Source organism: Exiguobacterium sp. 17-1 (assembly GCF_023096305.1).
Classification (GTDB): domain Bacteria; phylum Bacillota; class Bacilli; order Exiguobacteriales; family Exiguobacteriaceae; genus Exiguobacterium_A; species Exiguobacterium_A sibiricum_A.
In genome coordinates, this window is the sequence record NZ_JALIGJ010000002.1 from 506205 (window position 1) to 524801 (window position 18597).

General features: G+C 48.7%; 20 protein-coding genes. 7 read left to right on the forward strand and 13 right to left on the reverse strand.

Features of this window, described 5'->3' with window-relative positions; genetic code table 11:
- The first annotated feature begins 79 nt into the window (after positions 1 to 79).
- From MUN34_RS08415 to MUN34_RS08425, 3 genes are read left to right on the forward strand one after another with little or no spacing between them, the layout of a single operon-like run.
- Positions 80 to 1201, forward strand: coding sequence for a GGDEF domain-containing protein (locus MUN34_RS08415; protein ID WP_247857521.1), 1122 nt, complete (start codon positions 80 to 82; stop codon positions 1199 to 1201).
- A 56-nt stretch (positions 1202 to 1257) separates the two neighbouring features.
- Positions 1258 to 1434, forward strand: a complete 177-nt coding sequence (locus tag MUN34_RS08420; protein ID WP_165871658.1) for a hypothetical protein — start codon at positions 1258 to 1260, stop codon at positions 1432 to 1434.
- Positions 1435 to 1446: 12 nt separating this feature from the next.
- On the forward strand, positions 1447 to 1851 hold the full coding sequence (locus tag MUN34_RS08425; RefSeq protein ID WP_026828679.1) for a DUF350 domain-containing protein: 405 nt from the start codon (positions 1447 to 1449) through the stop codon (positions 1849 to 1851).
- Positions 1852 to 1891: 40 nt separating this feature from the next.
- Here MUN34_RS08425 and MUN34_RS08430 read toward each other — a convergent pair whose 3' ends face one another.
- From MUN34_RS08430 to trhA, 4 genes are all read right to left on the reverse strand, one after another.
- Positions 1892 to 2149, reverse strand: a complete 258-nt coding sequence (locus tag MUN34_RS08430) for a hypothetical protein (RefSeq protein WP_026828680.1) — start codon at positions 2147 to 2149, stop codon at positions 1892 to 1894.
- Positions 2150 to 2179: 30 nt separating this feature from the next.
- Positions 2180 to 2878, reverse strand: a complete 699-nt coding sequence (gene rpiA / locus MUN34_RS08435; RefSeq protein WP_026828681.1) for a ribose-5-phosphate isomerase RpiA — start codon at positions 2876 to 2878, stop codon at positions 2180 to 2182.
- 46 nt (positions 2879 to 2924) lie between these two features.
- Positions 2925 to 4658, reverse strand: coding sequence for a M3 family oligoendopeptidase (locus tag MUN34_RS08440; protein WP_247857522.1), 1734 nt, complete (start codon positions 4656 to 4658; stop codon positions 2925 to 2927).
- Between the two features lie 127 nt (positions 4659 to 4785).
- A complete protein-coding gene (trhA, locus tag MUN34_RS08445) occupies positions 4786 to 5433 on the reverse strand; it encodes a PAQR family membrane homeostasis protein TrhA (RefSeq protein ID WP_247857523.1) in 648 nt (215 codons plus the stop codon).
- A 113-nt stretch (positions 5434 to 5546) separates the two neighbouring features.
- On the opposite strand from trhA, the gene MUN34_RS08450 reads away from it, so the two are divergent.
- Together MUN34_RS08450 and MUN34_RS08455 are read left to right on the forward strand one after the other, a co-directional pair.
- Positions 5547 to 6068 carry a DUF1836 domain-containing protein gene (locus MUN34_RS08450; RefSeq protein WP_247857524.1) on the forward strand — a complete coding sequence of 174 codons (522 nt, stop codon included), beginning with the start codon at positions 5547 to 5549 and terminating at the stop codon, positions 6066 to 6068.
- A 56-nt stretch (positions 6069 to 6124) separates the two neighbouring features.
- Positions 6125 to 7096, forward strand: a complete 972-nt coding sequence (locus tag MUN34_RS08455; protein WP_247857525.1) for a DUF4003 family protein — start codon at positions 6125 to 6127, stop codon at positions 7094 to 7096.
- A 118-nt stretch (positions 7097 to 7214) separates the two neighbouring features.
- Here MUN34_RS08455 and MUN34_RS08460 read toward each other — a convergent pair whose 3' ends face one another.
- From MUN34_RS08460 to MUN34_RS08475, 4 genes are all read right to left on the reverse strand, one after another.
- The gene (locus MUN34_RS08460; protein ID WP_026828686.1) at positions 7215 to 7514 is read right to left on the reverse strand and encodes a hypothetical protein; all 300 of its coding nucleotides are present in this window, start codon (positions 7512 to 7514) and stop codon (positions 7215 to 7217) included.
- Between the two features lie 53 nt (positions 7515 to 7567).
- Positions 7568 to 9322: a sensor domain-containing diguanylate cyclase gene (locus MUN34_RS08465; RefSeq protein WP_247857526.1), complete on the reverse strand. Its 1755-nt coding sequence runs from the start codon at positions 9320 to 9322 to the stop codon at positions 7568 to 7570.
- A gap of 21 nt (positions 9323 to 9343) precedes the next feature.
- Positions 9344 to 10987, reverse strand: a complete 1644-nt coding sequence (locus MUN34_RS08470) for a sensor histidine kinase (protein WP_026828688.1) — start codon at positions 10985 to 10987, stop codon at positions 9344 to 9346.
- 78 nt (positions 10988 to 11065) lie between these two features.
- Positions 11066 to 11506, reverse strand: a complete 441-nt coding sequence (locus MUN34_RS08475; protein WP_247857527.1) for a YaiI/YqxD family protein — start codon at positions 11504 to 11506, stop codon at positions 11066 to 11068.
- Between the two features lie 126 nt (positions 11507 to 11632).
- Here MUN34_RS08475 and MUN34_RS08480 point away from each other — a divergent pair, with 126 nt between their 5' ends.
- Together MUN34_RS08480 and MUN34_RS08485 are read left to right on the forward strand one after the other, a co-directional pair.
- Entirely contained in the window at positions 11633 to 13381 is a 1749-nt protein-coding gene (locus MUN34_RS08480; protein WP_026828690.1) for an ABC transporter ATP-binding protein, read from the forward strand.
- Positions 13378 to 14259 carry an NAD(P)-dependent oxidoreductase gene (locus MUN34_RS08485; RefSeq protein ID WP_247857528.1) on the forward strand — a complete coding sequence of 294 codons (882 nt, stop codon included), beginning with the start codon at positions 13378 to 13380 and terminating at the stop codon, positions 14257 to 14259. Before MUN34_RS08480 ends, MUN34_RS08485 begins: the two co-directional genes overlap by 4 nt.
- A gap of 60 nt (positions 14260 to 14319) precedes the next feature.
- On the opposite strand, the gene MUN34_RS08490 is transcribed toward MUN34_RS08485, so the two are convergent.
- The 5 genes from MUN34_RS08490 to MUN34_RS08510 form a co-directional block, all read right to left on the reverse strand.
- Complete coding sequence (locus MUN34_RS08490) at positions 14320 to 14958, reverse strand: DUF975 family protein (RefSeq protein ID WP_247857529.1); 639 nt, start codon at positions 14956 to 14958, stop codon at positions 14320 to 14322.
- Between the two features lie 251 nt (positions 14959 to 15209).
- Entirely contained in the window at positions 15210 to 15875 is a 666-nt protein-coding gene (locus MUN34_RS08495) for a copper homeostasis protein CutC (protein WP_247857530.1), read from the reverse strand.
- A gap of 25 nt (positions 15876 to 15900) precedes the next feature.
- A complete protein-coding gene (locus tag MUN34_RS08500; RefSeq protein ID WP_026828694.1) occupies positions 15901 to 16665 on the reverse strand; it encodes a DeoR/GlpR family DNA-binding transcription regulator in 765 nt (254 codons plus the stop codon).
- A 215-nt stretch (positions 16666 to 16880) separates the two neighbouring features.
- Positions 16881 to 17501 (reverse strand): glycerol-3-phosphate 1-O-acyltransferase PlsY, encoded by a 621-nt coding sequence (plsY, locus tag MUN34_RS08505; RefSeq protein WP_247857531.1) that lies wholly within the window; start codon positions 17499 to 17501, stop codon positions 16881 to 16883.
- A 17-nt stretch (positions 17502 to 17518) separates the two neighbouring features.
- Positions 17519 to 18574: a M15 family metallopeptidase gene (locus tag MUN34_RS08510; protein WP_247857532.1), complete on the reverse strand. Its 1056-nt coding sequence runs from the start codon at positions 18572 to 18574 to the stop codon at positions 17519 to 17521.
- Between the last annotated feature and the right edge of the window lie 23 nt (positions 18575 to 18597).

Here is an 18597-nt window from a genome sequence, read left to right on the forward strand (position 1 = left end):
GTAGATGAAGGATTGTTTGACGTCAGTAGCGTATTCTAACGGTAGAACGATTTGTCACACGAAAGCAAGGTGCGTAAATTTGAAAACCATTCTTTATGATCTCCTCCATAACCTGACCCTATTGATGAGTGGCTTTTATCTCCTCGGAAAACTGTCACCTCATCCGATCACCGTCGATTCCAAACGTTCGATCCGTATTCTGTACGGAATCAGCCTGAGCGTCTTATCTTGGTTGCTGATGCAGCTGACGATTGAGCCGGTTCCCGGTGTCCTGGTTGATTTGCGGCACATTCCCGTCATCGTCGCCGCTTATTTTGCCGGTCCGTTGCCGACGATGATCGTGACGATCGTCATCATTCTTTACCGGTTCAGCGTTAATCTGAACAGTTCGGCTTATGTCGCGGCACTGTTCATCACTTTGATCGCTGTCGGGACGTCGCTGCTCGTCAAATGGCTTCCGATCTATTCCAAGCGGACCTTTACGATTGTCACGGTGTATGCGACTGTCCTGCACGGAATCGTCTTGACATACGTCTTAGCTGACTCGGGATTCATCATGGACATACTTAGCGTCGTCCTGCCTGCCTCCTTCATCAGCAGTTGGATCGCTCTTGTCATCATCCGTGACATCCGGTTGACGAAACAGTCGATGCGGACATGGCAACAAACAGCACAACGTGATTTTTTGACCGGCTTACATAATTTTCGTGCTTTCACGGATCATTTTGACGATTTAAAACAACAAACGATTTTACAACAGCATGAAGTGGCGTTGATTACGATCGATATCGATCACTTCAAGCATGTCAATGATACGTTCGGTCACGAAGCCGGTGACGAGGTGTTACGTCAATTCGCCTCCCGTTTACGGGACGGAGTGACGGACGCCGGTTTCATCTCCCGCAACGGCGGCGAGGAATTTTCCGTTCTCGTCGAACAGTTGACAGAGCCAAAAGTCTTGGCGCTGGCGGAACAGTTACGGGAACGGATTGCGACGACCCCGTTTCAGTTAACGAACGGTGCTCAGTTGCCGTTGACCGCTTCGTTCGGTGTCGCCCATTTTCCAAAATCGACATCAGAAATTCAACAACTGGTCACGGATGCGGACTTAACACTGTATCATTCCAAACAAAACGGGCGGAACCAGGTCACACTTTTTGCACGGGAACTCGAAGTAGCGGTTACCCGCACTCTCGATTAGGGATGGACGAATCCGGAAAAATCGGCTACGTTTGATGGTGAGGAAGGTGATTGATCATGAAATTAACAAAAGGACCTTACATTATCATCGGTCTGCTACTCGGACTGCTCTTCGGCTTCATCGGGGATAATTTTTACCTGTATGTCTCCGCCGGAATTTTAGTCGGAGCGATGCTCGAAGGGTATGTTGCCTGGCAACAACGAAAAGAACGAAACAAATCCAATCATTCTTAAGGAGGTATTACGATGGGCTTCAGTGAACTGTTTGTCTCGACACTTGCGTATATCGGAGTCGCAACACTTTTACTCGCAATCGGGGTCGTCCTGTTTGAAGTGACGACCAAATCAAAAGAGATGGAGCTGATCCGTCAGGGAAAAAAAGCCGCCGTCTATGCGTTCGGCGGACGGATCCTAGGTCTTGCAATCGTTCTCTACTCAAGTATCACGAACTCGGTCAGCATCCTCGACATGGTCTTATGGGGAGCTTTAGCAATCGTCTTCCAAATCGTCCTGTTTTATTTGGCAGACCTGATCATTCCGCGGATCAGCATGACGAAAGAAATCGATGCCAATAATGAAGCCGTCGGTTTATTATTGCTGTTTCTTTCAATTTCGATCGGTTTGATCATCGCCGGTTCCCTTACATACTAAAAAAAGCGCCAACAATCCGGTCGTGGATTGTCGGCGCTTTTCATTTCTCCAGATCTTCGAGTTCTTTTTGCGAACGGGGATAGCCGTTCGCCTGCCACTCCGCCCGGTAAATCGAATCGAGCTTCGTCAATCCAACTTCATCCGGATCTTTGTCGGCATCTGGACTTGAGTCCTGATCGAGATGCGTTAAATACTCTTTTAACGGATCTGTATTTTTTTGCTCTTTGTTTTTCAATAAAAGAAGACCGGCTCCCGCTAACACACTCGCTCCGAACACATAACGCTTTCGTAACCGCATCGGTTTCCCTTCTTTCTCCCAAAACACCAGTTAGACAAGTCCGCCCCCGTCCCGTAAGTCAGGATGTGCCAGTTGTCTGACTTGTCCTTGCTCAACGGTCAGGACGTGATCGGGTTGTCGTTCGAAATAACCGGTTTCGAGCACTCCTGTCAAACTTTTCAGTTCCTTGGCAAAGTGTTGGACGTCCTGGACCTGCTTGAGATCGACATCCAATATCAGATGTCCGCCGTCCGTCACAAACGGTTTTCCGCCCTGCTCCCGTAGCGTCACGTCGACATGCTTGTCCTGTAAAAAACGTTCGACATACGGTCTCGCAAACGCATCGATTTCAACCGGTAGCGGTCCGGTCAGATGATGAACGAATTTCGAAGCATCCGCCAAATAGAGAACTTCCCGGCTCATCAGCGCGACGACTTTTTCGCGGAACAGTGCACCACCGCCGCCTTTGAGCACCCGGAAATGTGGATCGATTTGATCAATCCCGTCGACAATCAGGTCAATGTGCGTCACTTCTTCGAGCGACAGAAGTGGGATGTTCAACCGGTTGGCTTGTTCGACCGTCTCGTTGGATGTTGCGACCCCTTGCACCTGTCCGCCTTCTTCGACCCATTTCCCTAAGACATCGATGAAACTCCGGGTCGTCGAACCCGTCCCAAGACCAAGAATCATCCCGTTCCTGACATGCTTGATGGCGGCTTTCGCCAGTATCGTTTTCTCCTGTTCATACATCCGCACCCCTCCTTCGTTAGTTACCTATTCCCGATTGCTCAGGAGTTCAATCGACTGGCATAAGCGAATCCGTCTCCTTCAGGTACAAGACAATGCTGTCACGTAACGGGGCAAGGGACTGTTGCCAAAAAGCAACGGATTGCGGATCTCCTCCGAGATGACGTTCAATCAATTCTTCGATTGAAGCCTGTCCTGAATCCCGCAACAACGGTTCGAATTGACTGGTGAACGCCGCTTTGGATTGTTTGACGGACGCATACAACTGGTTACTCAACAAGTATCCGACGGTGTAGGGAATGTTGTAGAACGGTTTTCCCGTATCATAAAAATGACCGACATAAATCCATTTATAAGGAGTCGGTTCCGCCAATACATCTCCGTAAAAAAGCGCATCTTCCTCCCACATCAGTTCATCCATTCGGTCGCTTGAGATCGGTCCCCGTTGCCGCTCGGCGTAAAAACGTTGTTCAAACCGGAACATGTTCGGAATCGTTCCGACGTATTTTAATCCTTCATTGATTTTAATTTCAAGCATCGCCAGTTTCTCCTCACGCTCCGACTGTTCGATGACGGCATCAAGGACCAGGTTTTCCATGAATGTCGATGCCGTCTCAGCGATACTTGTGCCTTTAATCTGATCAAGGAACGGCAACTCGTGTAACAGCGAATTATGATAAGCATGACCCAGTTCATGAGCAAGCGTGACGACATCGGGATACGCTTCCCGGTACGTCATGAAGATCCGGCTTTCTTTAGCGACCGGGAAAGATGCACAGAAACCGCCTTCTGCTTTACCCGATCGGTTTTCGGCATCAACCCATCCTGCTTCGAACACGGTTTTCGTAAAGGTCGCCAACCGCGGATGCAACCGGTCAAATTGATGCAGAATAATCGATTGTGCATTTGCATAGGAAACATGCCCCTGTGAGGTAAAGGTATTCGCCTCTACATCGTGCCATGCCGGTTCAGTGACGTGGGCGAGACGAAACTTCCGTTCGTAATAGGACTGGAACAACGGACGATTTTGATCAATTGCCGCAAGCAACGCTTCAATCGTCGATTTTTTGATCCGGTTTTGTTCACACAGTTCGGTTAACGGGTCGTTCCATCCCCGTTTCGCATACACTTGCAACCGAAAACCGGCAATCCGGTTTAGAATCATCGCAAAGTCATCTCGTTCAGCAGCACATGTCTCAACGACAGCTGCCGCAGCTGTTTGCCGATCACTTCGTGTCGCTCCATGGAACGCTTGATGCAGGGCATGTCCAATCGTGACGTTTGTTTCATCAAGTGGAACCCGTAAGCCGGTCAAACGCTGTTCATATAACTGTTCCCATGCTGAAAATCCGTCAATTGCTAGTGCCTGAATTAATTTTTCCTGCTCTGCCGGAAGACGCCGTTCCATGATTGTGCGGCGTTCGGTCAGATAATAAGAAGACGTGTCAGATTGCAGTGTTGTCCATTCCGCCTCAGACAGCGTCCGCAACCGTTCCTCGAAGACCGTCTCACTTGTCAGGAGACCCGCTTGCAGCGTCTCGGTCTGTTCGAGCAGACGACTCACTTCTTGACGCGAAACATCTTCTGCGTACAGACAATACACAAAATCACTCAGCTCTTCGACGTGACACTTGATTCCCTCAAGTGTCGTCAATTGGGATGACACCGGTGTTTGGTCGGTTTGAAGCTGATCCAGTTCCTGCTGTACCCTTTTCAATGTTCGTTCCACATCTTCAATCGAATACAGTTTTTCGAGTTGCCAGCGGGATTGCGTAATCGACATAATTCTTCCTCCTTTAGTCAAGTCATTTCGTTTTCTTCGGCTTTCCTTCCGATGAGACCTGCCAATCGACTACTTTGCTAACAAAAAAACATCCTTCCGCTGACGAAAGGATGTGTGGATTGACTCATTAAATGACGAAGAAATAGACACAAAGGAAATGCGCTAAGCTGCCGAGCAGGACGAACACATGGAAAATCTCGTGGAACCCGAGGTGTTTGAACGAAAGAACACGCGGTTTTAAACCGTAGATAATGCCACCGATCGTATAAAAAATCCCGCCGAGGAACAGTAAACCGATTCCAACCGGCGACAGGACGGCTGCAAGCGGTGTGATCGCAAAGACCATGATCCAACCCATTCCGATGTAAAGCGTCGTCGACAACCAGCGCGGACTGTTGAACCAGACCAGTTTAAAGGTGATGCCGAAGACAGCAATCAGCATGACGATACTGAACAATACCCAGCCGGTCGGTCCGTTCAGACTGATCAGACAAAACGGGGCGTACGAGCCGGCAATCAACAGATAAATCATTGAGTGATCGAGACGTCTCCATGTCGCAATGGCCCGGTCACTCGCCAGTACCATATGATATGTCGCCGAGACCGCGTACAAGGCAATCATGCTGACACCAAAGATGATCGTTGCGACGATCGGTAATCCGGCTCCCCGTTCCAGTGCTGCTTTGATGACCAGTGCCAGCAATCCGATAAAGGCGAAGACCGCTCCACCAAGATGGGTCAGACCATTGATGGGTTCTCTCATATACGTTTTCATAAATTCCCTCCGTTTTTATGTAGTTTTAAATACTACATAGCGTTATATGAACATTCTATCATACACTAGAGAAATAGGAAGTCATTCCGCATTATTTTTTTGGAGGTATTTTCATGACACAGTCAGATCAACCGAAACCATCACTCGACCGCCAGTTGGAATTAACGGATATCCCGAACATCGACCTCTACATGGATCAAGTCATCCAATTGTTTGAACGGACGTTTGAAGAGACGACACGGACGGAAGGGGAAACGATTTTAACAAAGACGATGATTAACAATTACGCCAAGAAAAAATTGTTTTTCCCGGTCACGAATAAAAAGTATACAAAAAATCACCTGATCTTGATTAGTCTGATCTATCAATTGAAAGGAACGTTCTCCATCAATGACATCAAAACGATTTTGACGGACTTGAATACCGGTGTTACGGAACAAACGATTGATTTAGAAGATTTTTATCAAACGTATCTCGATACGACGGCGGCCAATCAGACCTTTTTTGAGGAGCAGCACCATTCGACGGATGACTTGGATCATCTCGAACAGTTGCAACTGATTTTATCGCTCGCCCACATGAGTAACTTGTACCGCCGAGCGGCCGAGCGATTGATTGACCGATTAGAAAAGTAACCGTCTTTCTTTTGTGTGTCATGGTAAAATAGGGAAAAAAGGATGAGGTGCAGGAGATGGAACTCGGACAACGTTTTTTGGAACGTTTAGATGAAACTGGACACTATTTCGTCAATTACCAGGATGGCATTTTAATCGAACTCGCTTTTGATGCTGTCGTCGGGCGTCATCCGACACCTTTTCCTGAGTTGGAGAAGACGGCTCAGTTTTTGGAAAAGCATCTCCGCTCCCATCAGACGCAAGCCCTGTTGCTTGCTTCAAAAATTCAAGCGTATGACGCGGAACCGTCCGAACGGATTGCACCGATGATGTCGATTTATAGTTTTTTTGCGACACATCGACTTATCCATCCGCTCAATGCCTATTCGACCGCTTTGTTGATCAGCCGCTTACAGGCGACCGATAGCCAACTTGAACGGACCGTCTCGTTGTACCGGCTCTGTAAAACGTCTCACCGGTTCATCGTCTCGCCCCTGCTGATCTCGTTTCTGTTTTTAAACAGTCTCCGACGGGGTGAATTAACAGCTATCCATGACCAGATTGAATCGTTGTATGACATGTTGAAAAAGCGGTTCGGTCGGTCTCAGCAAACGTATGTCACGGCACTCTTATTTGCCTTATTACCGGACGAAGACCATCACCTTTATCTCGATCAACTCATCCAGTCCCGGAATGCCTACCGCAAACACGGGATCCCACTATCGTTTCATGCGCTGCTTGCGTTACTTGGTCAACCGGAAACTCATCGTGTAACGCTTGAACAGTTATCGGACCGTTTACAGCAGAATCCTCACTTTAAATACCGCAAGGATTTAGTTTTCCTGACGGCCGTCCGGCTGTATCTTGCCGATCATCCGACGTTACATCAGCTCTTTGCGCCGTACCATTCGTCTGACTGGACGAGTTCGACTGATTTCATTCCCGTTTTCTTGTTCCCCGTCGACTTGACGGATACGTCCCATGCGACAGACGGTGGAATGGCGGACGGCGGATTTGACGGCGGCGATGGCGGTGGTGGTGGTGATTAACTTCGTCAATCCAATGCCTCCTTCCGTAAAGGTTTTTTCTTTTAAAAAAACAAAACAAGGGAGACGGATTTTAAAATCCGTCTCCCTTGTTTGTATAAAAAGCGGCGCATAACCCCGATTATTTTTGTTGATCGTCTGCGTCAGACGGTGTAACATCGCCGTCTTCATCTGCTTCATGGGACAAATCAGGTGCTTCGTCAGACGATGGTTCAGAATCCGGGCGTTCCGTAGTTTCTGAATCCGACGACTTTTCGTTTTGATTGTCAGACTTCGAAGCTGATTCTTTTGGATGCTCTGATTTTGAATCCGACTCTGTTTGTTCTGCCGTATCCGATTGATCGCGACCTGCGATATCGTCGTTTGTCATGCGATTCCCCGATGTAATCGGATCCGTTTCTTTTTCGTGTTGCTCTGACATGGTAACATCCCCTTTGAATCATGATGATTACAGTATTCCCTTACGAGAGACGGTTAAACATCCTGAGTATGCGTGGTCTTAGAAAAATCGGCAATCAAGTTCGTGATGGGTTGCGGATGATGCAGATAATGTCCTTGTACATAGAGTTGATTTCCCAAGGCAATGATTTGCCGGAATTGAGCGCTTGTTTCGACTTCTTGAATGACAAGCGCGATTCCAAGTGCCTGCGTCAACGAATAAACAGACTGCACCATCGACTGTTCGAGTTGATTTTGAACGAGACGCCGTGTAAAGATTGGATCTAATTTGACGGATTGCACCGGCAAACGGAGTAAGGAATTGAGGGAAGCATAATGACTCCCAAAATGATCGACACTCAGACGATAGCCCGCCCGGCGTAACAGTTCCAAACGCTCGATGACTTTTCGTTTTCCGATTTGCAGCACTTCTTCCCGAATTTCAAGCACGATCCGGTCTTGCTTAAACGTCGCGCACTTCGAAAATTGTAACAGATCGGCGAGCATCGTATCCGACTTGAACTGACTGGCTGAAAGATTAATGGAAATCGTCACGGGACGTCCTAACTCCGTCTCTAACCGGACACTGTCTGAAAGTGCCTGTGCAATCGTAAAATGTCCGATTTGACCAAACTTACCTGTTCGTTCCGCAATCGGGATGAAGTCGACCGGACTGACGAATCCGAGGACCGGATGATTCCAGCGGAGTAGCGCTTCGACAGCAACCGTCTCTCCAAGTTTTGCATTAAAGATCCGTTGGTAATACAATTCGAACTGGCCACGTTCCAACGCCTGCTCCAATTCTTGTTCCAACACCTGGTTAAACGGATGTTGTTCGACCTCACGTTGTTGATCCACAAATAAGATACCCGCTTTACCATCCAGCTTGACTTGTTGCATTAATGCTTCTGCCGCGTAGACTTGTGTCTGCCGGTTCATATGGTCACCCGTCAACAAACTGACTCCGGACGAGGCTGTCAGATGAATCGGCTCATCTGCGAGACCTGTGAGCGGCCGCTCGATCGCTTCGATGACGGCTTCCGCAAAGACCCGGCCCTGCTCTGAAAAATCAGCTTGTTCGAACGGAGCCAAAATGATAAATTCGTTCCCATCCATCCGTCCGACGACATGTTCCGGAATTGCTGCATACTTCAACCGTGAGGCGATTTCCTGAAGCACCTGGTTTCCGATCCGGTATCCATACTTTGCATTAATCGAATGGAAGTTATCGAGATTGAGTACCATCAAAAAGGTAGGATGACTGGATACACTCGAAATCAGACGATTCATGTATCGTTCGTTATAGACGTCGGTCAATGCATCCTTGATCACATAGGTCTCGACACTGATGGATTTACTGATGATATCGGCATAACTTTCAATCATCTCTAAATCCGTTTCACTGAACTCATACGGTTGATCGTCAAAAGCACACAACGTCCCGATTTTCTCATTGTTCGCATTTTTAATCGCGACACCTAAAAAGCTTCCGTTCCCAAGCGATTGAGTGACCGGATGGTGACTCGTCATCGGATTCGCTAATAATTCATTGATTTGAATTTTTCCGTCCGTCTCATCGATGACTAATTTACAGAGAACATGTTGAAAGATATGAGTTGTTCCTTCTTCGATCAGTTCTTTTCCCTGATTGATTGCCTTGACGATGAAATTACTGTTTAAATCATTTAATGCAAAAAACAGCGTGTTGACGCCGATTTTTTCACTCAATTGATTTAAGATATCTTCGACAAGCGGGTGTAGGGCTTCATATCGCATTTGCGAGTTATCCACGTGTTGTCTCTCCTTTCCTGCTTAGTCTTCTGCCGCTTCGACCGAAAATTGAAGCGTAAACGTACTGCCTTTTCCTTCTTCCGACTGTACGGCAATTGATCCGCCGTGGTCCATGACAATCATCCGGCAAATGGCCAGGCCAAGACCCGTCCCGCCAATTTTCCGCGTATCCGAGTTATCGGCCCGGTAAAATTTATCAAATACAAAAGGTAATGCTTTTTCAGGAATCCCGATCCCTTCATCCTCAATCGTCAAGACTATGTGGGGACCCTTCACTCGACCGCGGACTTGAATCGTTCCTCCGTCAGGCGAATATTTGATGGCATTCATGATTAAGTTCGTGAAGAGCTGTTTCATTTTCTCTTCGCTGGCCGTCAATTGATAATCCCCCGCCTCAAACATTACCCGAATCCGGTGTTTGCTGCTCGCAAGCTCGAACATCGGGCGCATCTCATAGACCAGCTTTTTAAGGTCAAGCCGTTTTTTGACGATACCTTGTGAAATATCCTCACCTTTTTGGATTTCCAGAATATCATCGATCAACTCTGCCAGACGGACCGTCTCAGAATGAATCGTCTCAAGATATTTTTTTTGACGTGGCCCGTCAAGTGAACGGCGCATCAACAGTTCCGTAAAACCCATGATGGACGAAAGTGGTGTCCGGAGTTCATGGGAAACGATCGAGACGAATTCCGACTGCTTCAAATCTAACTCTTTTTCTTTCGTGACATCACGCAAGACGAGCATCATTCCCCACTCGACATTCGCAATCGCGATTCGTTCCGCATAGGCACTCAACAACAGATTGCCACGAAAAGCCGACAATTCAATCGTCTCTCCCGGAATCTCACCATTCATCAACTGACCGATGTAGTCATGCAGCGCATCCGGCTGATCGACATGCTCGAATAAGGAAGTCGCCCGTTCATACGCATGGCGGAATCCTTGGGATTGGCTGACGAGTTTTGGCGGAAACATGTTCAACAATGCCTGATTGGCGTAAATCTGTTCCCCGCTGCTTTCGATATATAACACCGCTTCCCGGATCGAATCGAGTAATTGGTAGGTCTTGATTTTTTCATGCTCCATTTGATGGAACAACAGGTGACGTTCGAGCGTCATCCCGAGTTTTCGTGACAAATCCAGAATATCCCCGACCTGTTCCAAGTTGAACTGCTCGAACGGATGTTTGAGGTAGATGACACCAACGACACCTCCGTTACTTGGTGACTGGACAGGAATTGCGGATTCATAGATCCTCTCTGCCAAAGGGAGTTGAACCGATTTGCGCATGACAAAAGCGCGGCGCAACACAGAATACTGATCCAAATCCTTTTCGATCAATTCAATGTCTTCCACACCTTGCGTCACAAGGTGGCTCAATTGTTCCCGGCGATACAACAGAATCGCCCCCTCTTCAAGATCGACGAGCTGAAGTAATTTAACAAGCAACGTCTCACAGGCCGACTCGACGTTTTGAGTCGCCAATGCTTCCATGATTTCATTGCGGTGTTTCAATTTATGTTCAACTTCCGCCAAGTCCTGTGTCAGTTGACCAATCCGTTGACGGTCGGTCGTCTGCAACGTCTTGACAGGAAATGGACTGGTCTTCAGACGGTACGGTCTCGTCTTTTTTTCCGGACGATATCGAACAATTTTTTTCAATGGTCTTCCTCCTTCCGATTCGTGCATTCATGTCTAGAATTATAACACGAGATTTTAAATTTCCGTTGCGCATTTGACTTAAAAACGCGATGTTGTCCCGGTTAATAAACGTTTAAATGCCTGTTCGAACGCCACATCTTCCTGCCGCGTCCGTTTTTTCGGTCCCTTCGTCCGGCCACCCGCCCGTCGGATTTCTTGACCGATATGTCGTGTATGTAAAAGAAAATCGATATTTTCATTCGTAAAAATTCGGCCATTCTGATCGACGGCTCGTCCGTTGCGGGCAAGAGCCAGAGCTGCCAGACCGTAATCCTGGGTGACGACGATGTCACCCGGTACCATCCGGTTGACGATGGCAAAGTCGACCGCGTCCGCCCCTTGACCAATCGTGATGGTCGTCGCCCCTTCCCGATTGAACTGATGTGCCGTATCACAGACTAAAAACACCTCATACCCTCTGCTCAATCGAATCGTCAAATCGACGACCGGACAGCCGTCCGCATCGATCCATATCTTCATGTCACGTCACTCCTTCTTTTGTTCTCTTTCAGTGTCCGTGACGATTGGAATCACTGTCAAGTCGATCACTCGAAGTTGACCGTAACTGCCGTAGAACCGACAATAAAAAGGAAAGGATGTGCCGAATTGAAACCTGCAACATTTACCTCATTTTTATCCTTACTGAAGAAAAGCGAACCACCGGTCGGACTGCTGTCGGCAGCCGTGACGGTTTCAATCATCCAGGCCCTCGCTGCCTTGATGATTCCCTGGTTCTTGAAATCCTTGATCGACAACTTTTCCATCGATCAGGTGACACCGGGCTTGATTGCCCTCTTCATCACGGTCTTCATCGTCCAGATGATCAGCAATGCTTTTTCCATCTACTGGTTGCAAGTCGCCGGGCAACGAATCGTCGCCAACTTACGGACGATGTTATGGAAACACTTGCTAGCTTTACCCATTCCCTTCTATGACGAAACGAAGTCGGGTGAACTCGTCTCACGTCTCAATAACGATGCAACCACCTTACAACAGTTATTATCGGAGCAACTTGTTCGTCTCTTAACCTCAATCGTCTCGATTGTCGGCGCGATTACGATTTTATTTTTCCTCGACTGGCAAATGACGCTCGTCATGGTCATCGCCGTCCCGTTGACGTTATTGATCATCATTCCGCTTGTCCGGAAACTGCATCAGATTTCACGGGAAACGCAAAAAGAGCTCGCCGGATTATCGGGATTTTTTGCGGAAATGCTTGGTGAAGTACGCTTGGTCAAATCACAGGCGACAGAAACCTATGAAATGGACCGTGGAAAAACGCGGATTGAACATCTGTTTGGCTTCGGCGTGAAAGAAGGTAAGATTCAAGCCATTTTACTGCCGGTCTTCAACGTCGCCCTGACCTCGATGCTGATCGTCATCATCAGTTTCGGCGCTTACCGCGTCTCGACGAACCAGATTACGGCAGGTGAACTCGTTGCCTTTTCGTTATACCTGTTTCAAATCATGACACCGCTCGTGACGATGACCGAGTTCGTCTCAAAATTACAGAAAGCGCGCGGGGCAACGGAACGGATTTCTGAACTGCTCGAAGAACAACCGGAACAGGACGGTACCCGGCAGGTCGAGCGTCCGTTTGCAGCCGTTCATTTTAATCACTTGTCGTTCGGCTATGACGACACGACATTGTTGCACGACGTCACCTTCTCCTTGCCGCGTGGTCAAACGACGGCGATCGTCGGTCCAAGCGGCTCCGGTAAATCAACGTTGTTCGCCCTGCTCGAACGCTTTTATCTGCCGACGAATGGTCAAATCGAGCTCGGCCGTCATGCGATTGATCAGTTTGAACTGGCGAGCTGGCGGAATGCCATCGGCTACGTTGCACAGGACTCGCCTGTCTTGTCCGGAACAATCCGCGACAACCTGTTATATGGCTTGACGCAACAGGTCACGGAACAACAAATCCGGGACGCTGCCGAAATGGCGAATGCCGATGAATTCATTTCTTCGTTTACGCTCGGATATGATACGGAGATCGGCGAACGGGGTGTCAAACTGTCAGGTGGTCAACGGCAACGGATTGCGATTGCCCGGGCCCTCCTGCGGGATCCGGAATTGTTATTGCTCGACGAAGCGACCTCGAGTCTCGACTCGGAGTCGGAACGGGTCGTCCAGGAAGCGCTCGAACGGCTGATGGAAGGACGGACGACATTTGTCATCGCCCATCGTCTCGCAACGGTCCGGCATGCGGATCAAATCGTCGTTCTCGAACAAGGGCGTGTTTCCGGAATCGGAACACATGACACCCTCGTCGAGACAAATGTTTTGTATAATAAACTCGTAACGCAACAATTCATCGGTCAAACCGAAACGACCAGGGGGAGTAACAGATGACAAAAACAATTGGTTTCATCGGACTGGGTGTCATGGGTCAAGGCATGGTCCGCAACTTATTAAAAGCCGGCTTTTCCGTCAAAGGCTATAACCGGACAAAAGAAAAAGGTTTGCCGCTTGAACAGGACGGCGCCGTGATCGTCGATACGATTCAGGAAGCCGTGACGGATGTTGATGTCGTCATTTCAATCGTCGGTTATCCGCAGGACGTCGAACAGATTTATTTGGCGAGTGATGGAATTTTAGCATCCGCGAAACCGGGAACGATCGTCATCGATATGACGACGTCAAGTCCGGCGCTTGCGATCCGGATTGCGGAGCAAGCGGACGCGAAAGGTCTGCGGGCGCTCGACGCCCCCGTCACAGGCGGCGATCTCGGAGCAAAAAACGGGACGCTCGCCATCCTCGCAGGTGGCGACGAAGACGCGTTTAACACCGTTCGGCCGTTGTTTGAAGCGATGGGGAAATCGATTGCCCGCTTCGGAGGTCCGGGACAAGGACAATCGGCCAAGCTTGCCAATCAGATTGCGATTGCCGGATCCATGATCGGGACCGCTGAAATGTTGCTGTTCGTCACGAAATCCGGCATTGATCCGACGCAGTTCGTCGAGACAATCAAAAGCGGTTCGGCCGGCAGCTGGTCACTCGAAAACCTGATTCCGCGTGTCATCGCCGAGAACTATTCACCTGGTTTCTTCGTCAAACATTTCATTAAAGATATGAACTTGGCGCTCGAACGGGCTGAAGAGATGGGGATTGCGACACCGGGACTGGCTCTCGTCAAAAACTTATATGAGGAGCTGGCAGCATCCGGGCATGCCGAATCCGGTACACAAGCCCTTTACTTGCTGCTAAAAGAAAAAACACCGTCGCGTTAAGGAACGGCACGACAAAACGAGTCTGATCTACCCGATGAAGGGCGGATCAGACTCGTTTTTTTACGCAGAACGTGTTGCTGTCTGTTGCTCTTTTTTTAATTGCTCATAGAAATGCGCCATCGTCGTATCAAAGTACGGTGTCAGCAGGACAACGCCGACGGTACTGAGTAACGCGAGAATCCCCCAAAGGATGAAACTGAGATACAGTTTCGCGAGACGCCATTTATGCCCTCGCATCATCCGTCGGCTTTCGCCAAGGACTTGGACAAACGACAAATCCGGTCGATCAACTAATAAAAACGGCACCAAACGGTACATCAGATAAAAGAAAATCGCTGGAAGGATTAAAAAAGATCCGATGTAAACGAGCAGCGTTACCAGTGCATAGGCTGCCATCGTCTTCAGGTAGAAACGGATTGAAGCAAACCCTTCAAATAACGTCCCGATACCAGCTGATTCCCCGCGGACGAATCGTAAATAGGCAATCGTCCGTCCAAGCGTGACAGGTGACAGCACAATCGTTACGACGATGTTCAGGGCGACGAACCGTAACATACTGTCGAGATTATCCTGGTCAAACGACATCCGGCTGGCAGCCAGCGCGAAGATGACGAAATAGATGATTGAAATACTCAGCCCCGTCAGCCACTTCCCTTTTAATGTTGCAAGTGCAGCTTGTTTGTACTGTAAATTTGTCATGAGATACTCCTTTGTCTTTCAACTTTCCTGTTTTAGTGTACCGTAGTCTGCTTTGAAAAAATAGCAATCATCCCCCCACAAGGCTGAAGATGTGACGATTTTTGGACAGCTGTGATAATTGGATTCCTTCCTCTTCTTAAAAGAGTGATGCAACTGAAACCACTTTTTCTTCAACATAAAAAAAGAGGAACAGATTCAAATCTGCCCTCATTCCTCATAATGTTGACTGTCGCGCCAACGAATGACTTTGATTAACGTGCCAGCAATTGTTTTAACGCTTTGACTTTCTCCGGATCGACTTGACCGTCTACAAGAACGGCGGATCCGACATGTAACTCGGTTGCATTGGTTGCTTTAAGTAATTCTTCCGCCCGTTCGACTGTGATACCAGAGCCCGGTAAGACAATCAAGTCGGGATTTTGCTCAATCAACTGGGCGATGACGCCTTGACCTTCAAGTGCCGTCGCGTGTCCGCCTGACGTTAGGATCCGGTCGACCTCGGGAAAATCAGCCAATACTTCCGCTGCTTCCAGAATGTCCCGACTACTGTCGATGGCCCGGTGGAACGTCAGCGACAAATCGCCCTTATGTTTGATAATCCGTCCGAGGAATCCTTCATCGACACGGCCATCCGGCGTCAAAGATCCGACGACGATTCCCGCTGCTCCGAGTTCCCGGATCAAATCGATATCGGTAATGATCGTTTCCTGATCGGCTTTCGAATAGACAAATGATTTACTGTGCGGGCGCACGAGGACATGAACCGGAATCTCGACCGATGACAAGACTTGCCGGATCAACCCGTAACTCGGTGTCAAGCCGCCTTCAGACAAGGCGGATACAAGTTCCAGCCGATCGGCTCCCGCCCGCTCGGCTGCTGTTGCTTCTTCAACTGTTGCTGCAATGATTTCTAACATGATACATCCCTCCCGCCCTAGTGTATCATGAGACGACCGTCCAATTCACCCGTTCGTTGAACAGTTTCATTTCCCATGACGGCGGATAGGTCGAGGGACTGAGGACGATTTTAGCGCGCCGGAATTCAGCGACTTTATACTTCCGGTTTCCTTCGAACTCGTCACACGCCAAAAAGGCATAGACGTCCTTCGTCCGTCCGATGATCGCTTTTTGAATCAGGGACGATTCGATGTCATCGCTGACGAATCCGCGCTCGATTTCGGCTCCGTCGAATGCCAAAAACGATGCATCAAAGGCATAGGCATCGAGCGCCTGTAACACTTCGACTCCGACCGTCTGTCCGAATGAATCGACGGTTCCGCCGAGCAATCGGATTTCACCATGAAACGGTCCTGTTTCCCGACATTGCTCCAGATGACTGGCAATCGATAAGGAGTTCGTCACGATTGTCGCTCCCCCACTGAGATACGGTAGCAGATGTTCGACCGGTTCCCCTTTCCCTAAAAAGATGCAGGAGTAGTCACTGAGCCAGCCTTTGGCGTACCGGGCCAACCGCCGCGACAGCTGATCCGTCCGGCGTGAAATCGGCGACTCCTGTTTCCCGCCTTGATAAATCGCTCCCCCATACACCCGCTTCAGTTGCCGTTCCCGTTCGAGTTCCTCGAGATAGCGCCGGACGGTCTCACCGGAGACATCCAGACGATCAATCAAATCTTTCGTCATGACTTTCCCTTCTTCTTCGAGCCATTGCATGATTTGTGATTTTCGTTCCTCTCCTAATAACGACACATGACCTTCCCCCTTCACAGACAAGTACTAATTCTAGTGTAGCGAACGTCTGTAAAGGTCTTGTAAATCCGGTGTAAAAAAACGTGTAATTCCTATGAAATGTTGTTGAATTCGTTTATTTTTCAGTTTACCGTGAATACAGAACGAACTTCCGTATAAAAAAACCGAATGCTGTTGCCCTTCCATCACAGAAGAACAACAGCATTCGGTCGAAATCAATCGATTTCTTTTTTATCTTTCGCAAACATACCAATTTTCGATTCCGTCCCTTGACGGATCCGGCTGATGTTTTCGCGGTGTTTAAAGATGACGAACAGTGCAAGAATCGTAAAGAACGTCGGGACGATCCAGTCCTGCTCGATGATGCCGATCGTAATCGAAACAACGATGCCGATGCTTGCCGCAACGATTGAGCTGAGTGAGACCATCCGGCTCAGTCGTAATGTCGTTAAAAACGAGACGAGCAAAAAGAGGAACAAAATCGGACTCGTCACGAGCAGCATCCCGCCGGACGTCGCGACCGCTTTTCCGCCTTTGAACTTGGCAAAGACCGGATAAATATGTCCGATGACGGCCGCTAGACCCGCAAACAGCGGATGCAGTTCGGAAGCGAGCAGGATCGGGACGAGACTGGCGACTGCACCTTTACCGAGATCACCAATCAAGACGATAATCCCTGCCTTTTTTCCTAAAACCCGGAACGTATTCGTCGTCCCGAGATTCCCGCTGCCGTGCTGCCGAATATCAATGCCATGTCCCCATTTTCCGACAAGCAACGCAAACGGAATCGAGCCGAGTAAATAGCCTAAAATTAAAATCCCGATGATTTCAATCATGGTCAACCTCCAACGTATTAGTGACCGACCTTCATATATTCTTCGAGAGTCTGTCCATTATTTTTAATTTGTGTGGCTGGACCGACACCAACATACCGGATGTGCCATGGCTCATACGTGTACCCAGTCCGTGACTGGAACCCACGGTCGTACCGGACGATAAATCCATACTTCGCTGCGTTGTTCGCAATCCATTTTCCTTCTTTTGTATCTCCAAGTTCTGCCGTCAATCCATTCCCGACACTCGGTGCCGAGATATCAAACACAAGTCCGGTCTGGTGCTCACTGTGACCAGGACGGGCAGAATATTGATCAGCTGCCGCTTTTCCGTCACGGGCGACGTAGTTGTTATAAAGGACCGTCTGACGTGAACCAGAACGGAATCCACTGACGGCATTTAGTGTCACGCCGTCGGCTTTCGCATCAGCAAACATTTTTTCCATCTGTTTCGCTGCCGGTGCCCGCATATAACTTTGTTCAAGGACACCTGAATACGAGAAGCTGACGTTCGGTACGACTAAGTCCGACGGTTTGTAATCAATCGGTAAGCTGTATTTTTTATTGACGACGACTAACTCGCCCAGTGACAGATCGGCTTTTGTATCCGATTTATCAACGTCCGGTGTCTCGGACTCAGGTTTCGACGGTTTGGACGGTTCCGGATCCTGAACGGAATCGGTTTTCCCGTCATCTTTTTTGTCGGCCGATTTGTCTTCTGTCGAAGATTCGTCCGATGACTTCTCTTCCTTCGCCTTCTCTTCAGCTGCTTTATCCGCTGCTGCTTTCTCTTCGGCCGCTTTTTCATCCGCCGCTTTTTTATCGGCAGCCGTCTGTTCTTCTGCTTTTTTCTCAGCTTCCGCTTTCGCATCGGCTTCCTTTTTCGCTTCTGCTGCTTCTTTGGCTTCTTTTTCTTTTGCTACTTCGGCATCACTTTTTTCAGTATCTGAAGTGGTCTTTTCGTCTGCGCTTTTATTCGCCTGTTCGGTTTTTGAGTTGTCTTCCGCTTCCTGATCCCCAGGGTTACATCCTGCAAGGAGGAGCGCCAATGTACTGACTGCTACGATTTTTTTCATTTTTAATTCCCCGCTTCCTTGGT

Excerpts from the sequence above, each read along its gene's own strand:
- MUN34_RS08450 (WP_247857524.1), top strand. The coding sequence starts at position 5,547 with ATGACACAGTCAGATCAACCGAAACCATCACTCGACCGCCAGTTGGAA.
- MUN34_RS08420 (WP_165871658.1), top strand. The coding sequence starts at position 1,258 with ATGAAATTAACAAAAGGACCTTACATTATCATCGGTCTGCTACTCGGA.
- MUN34_RS08425 (WP_026828679.1), top strand. The coding sequence starts at position 1,447 with ATGGGCTTCAGTGAACTGTTTGTCTCGACACTTGCGTATATCGGAGTC.
- MUN34_RS08495 (WP_247857530.1), bottom strand. The coding sequence starts at position 15,875 with ATGTTAGAAATCATTGCAGCAACAGTTGAAGAAGCAACAGCAGCCGAG.
- MUN34_RS08440 (WP_247857522.1), bottom strand. The coding sequence starts at position 4,658 with ATGTCGATTACGCAATCCCGCTGGCAACTCGAAAAACTGTATTCGATT.
- trhA (WP_247857523.1), bottom strand. The coding sequence starts at position 5,433 with ATGAAAACGTATATGAGAGAACCCATCAATGGTCTGACCCATCTTGGT.
- MUN34_RS08455 (WP_247857525.1), top strand. The coding sequence starts at position 6,125 with ATGGAACTCGGACAACGTTTTTTGGAACGTTTAGATGAAACTGGACAC.
- MUN34_RS08430 (WP_026828680.1), bottom strand. The coding sequence starts at position 2,149 with ATGCGGTTACGAAAGCGTTATGTGTTCGGAGCGAGTGTGTTAGCGGGA.
- MUN34_RS08485 (WP_247857528.1), top strand. The coding sequence starts at position 13,378 with ATGACAAAAACAATTGGTTTCATCGGACTGGGTGTCATGGGTCAAGGC.
- MUN34_RS08475 (WP_247857527.1), bottom strand. The coding sequence starts at position 11,506 with ATGAAGATATGGATCGATGCGGACGGCTGTCCGGTCGTCGATTTGACG.
- plsY (WP_247857531.1), bottom strand. The coding sequence starts at position 17,501 with ATGATTGAAATCATCGGGATTTTAATTTTAGGCTATTTACTCGGCTCG.
- rpiA (WP_026828681.1), bottom strand. The coding sequence starts at position 2,878 with ATGTATGAACAGGAGAAAACGATACTGGCGAAAGCCGCCATCAAGCAT.
- MUN34_RS08510 (WP_247857532.1), bottom strand. The coding sequence starts at position 18,574 with ATGAAAAAAATCGTAGCAGTCAGTACATTGGCGCTCCTCCTTGCAGGA.
- MUN34_RS08460 (WP_026828686.1), bottom strand. The coding sequence starts at position 7,514 with ATGTCAGAGCAACACGAAAAAGAAACGGATCCGATTACATCGGGGAAT.
- MUN34_RS08490 (WP_247857529.1), bottom strand. The coding sequence starts at position 14,958 with ATGACAAATTTACAGTACAAACAAGCTGCACTTGCAACATTAAAAGGG.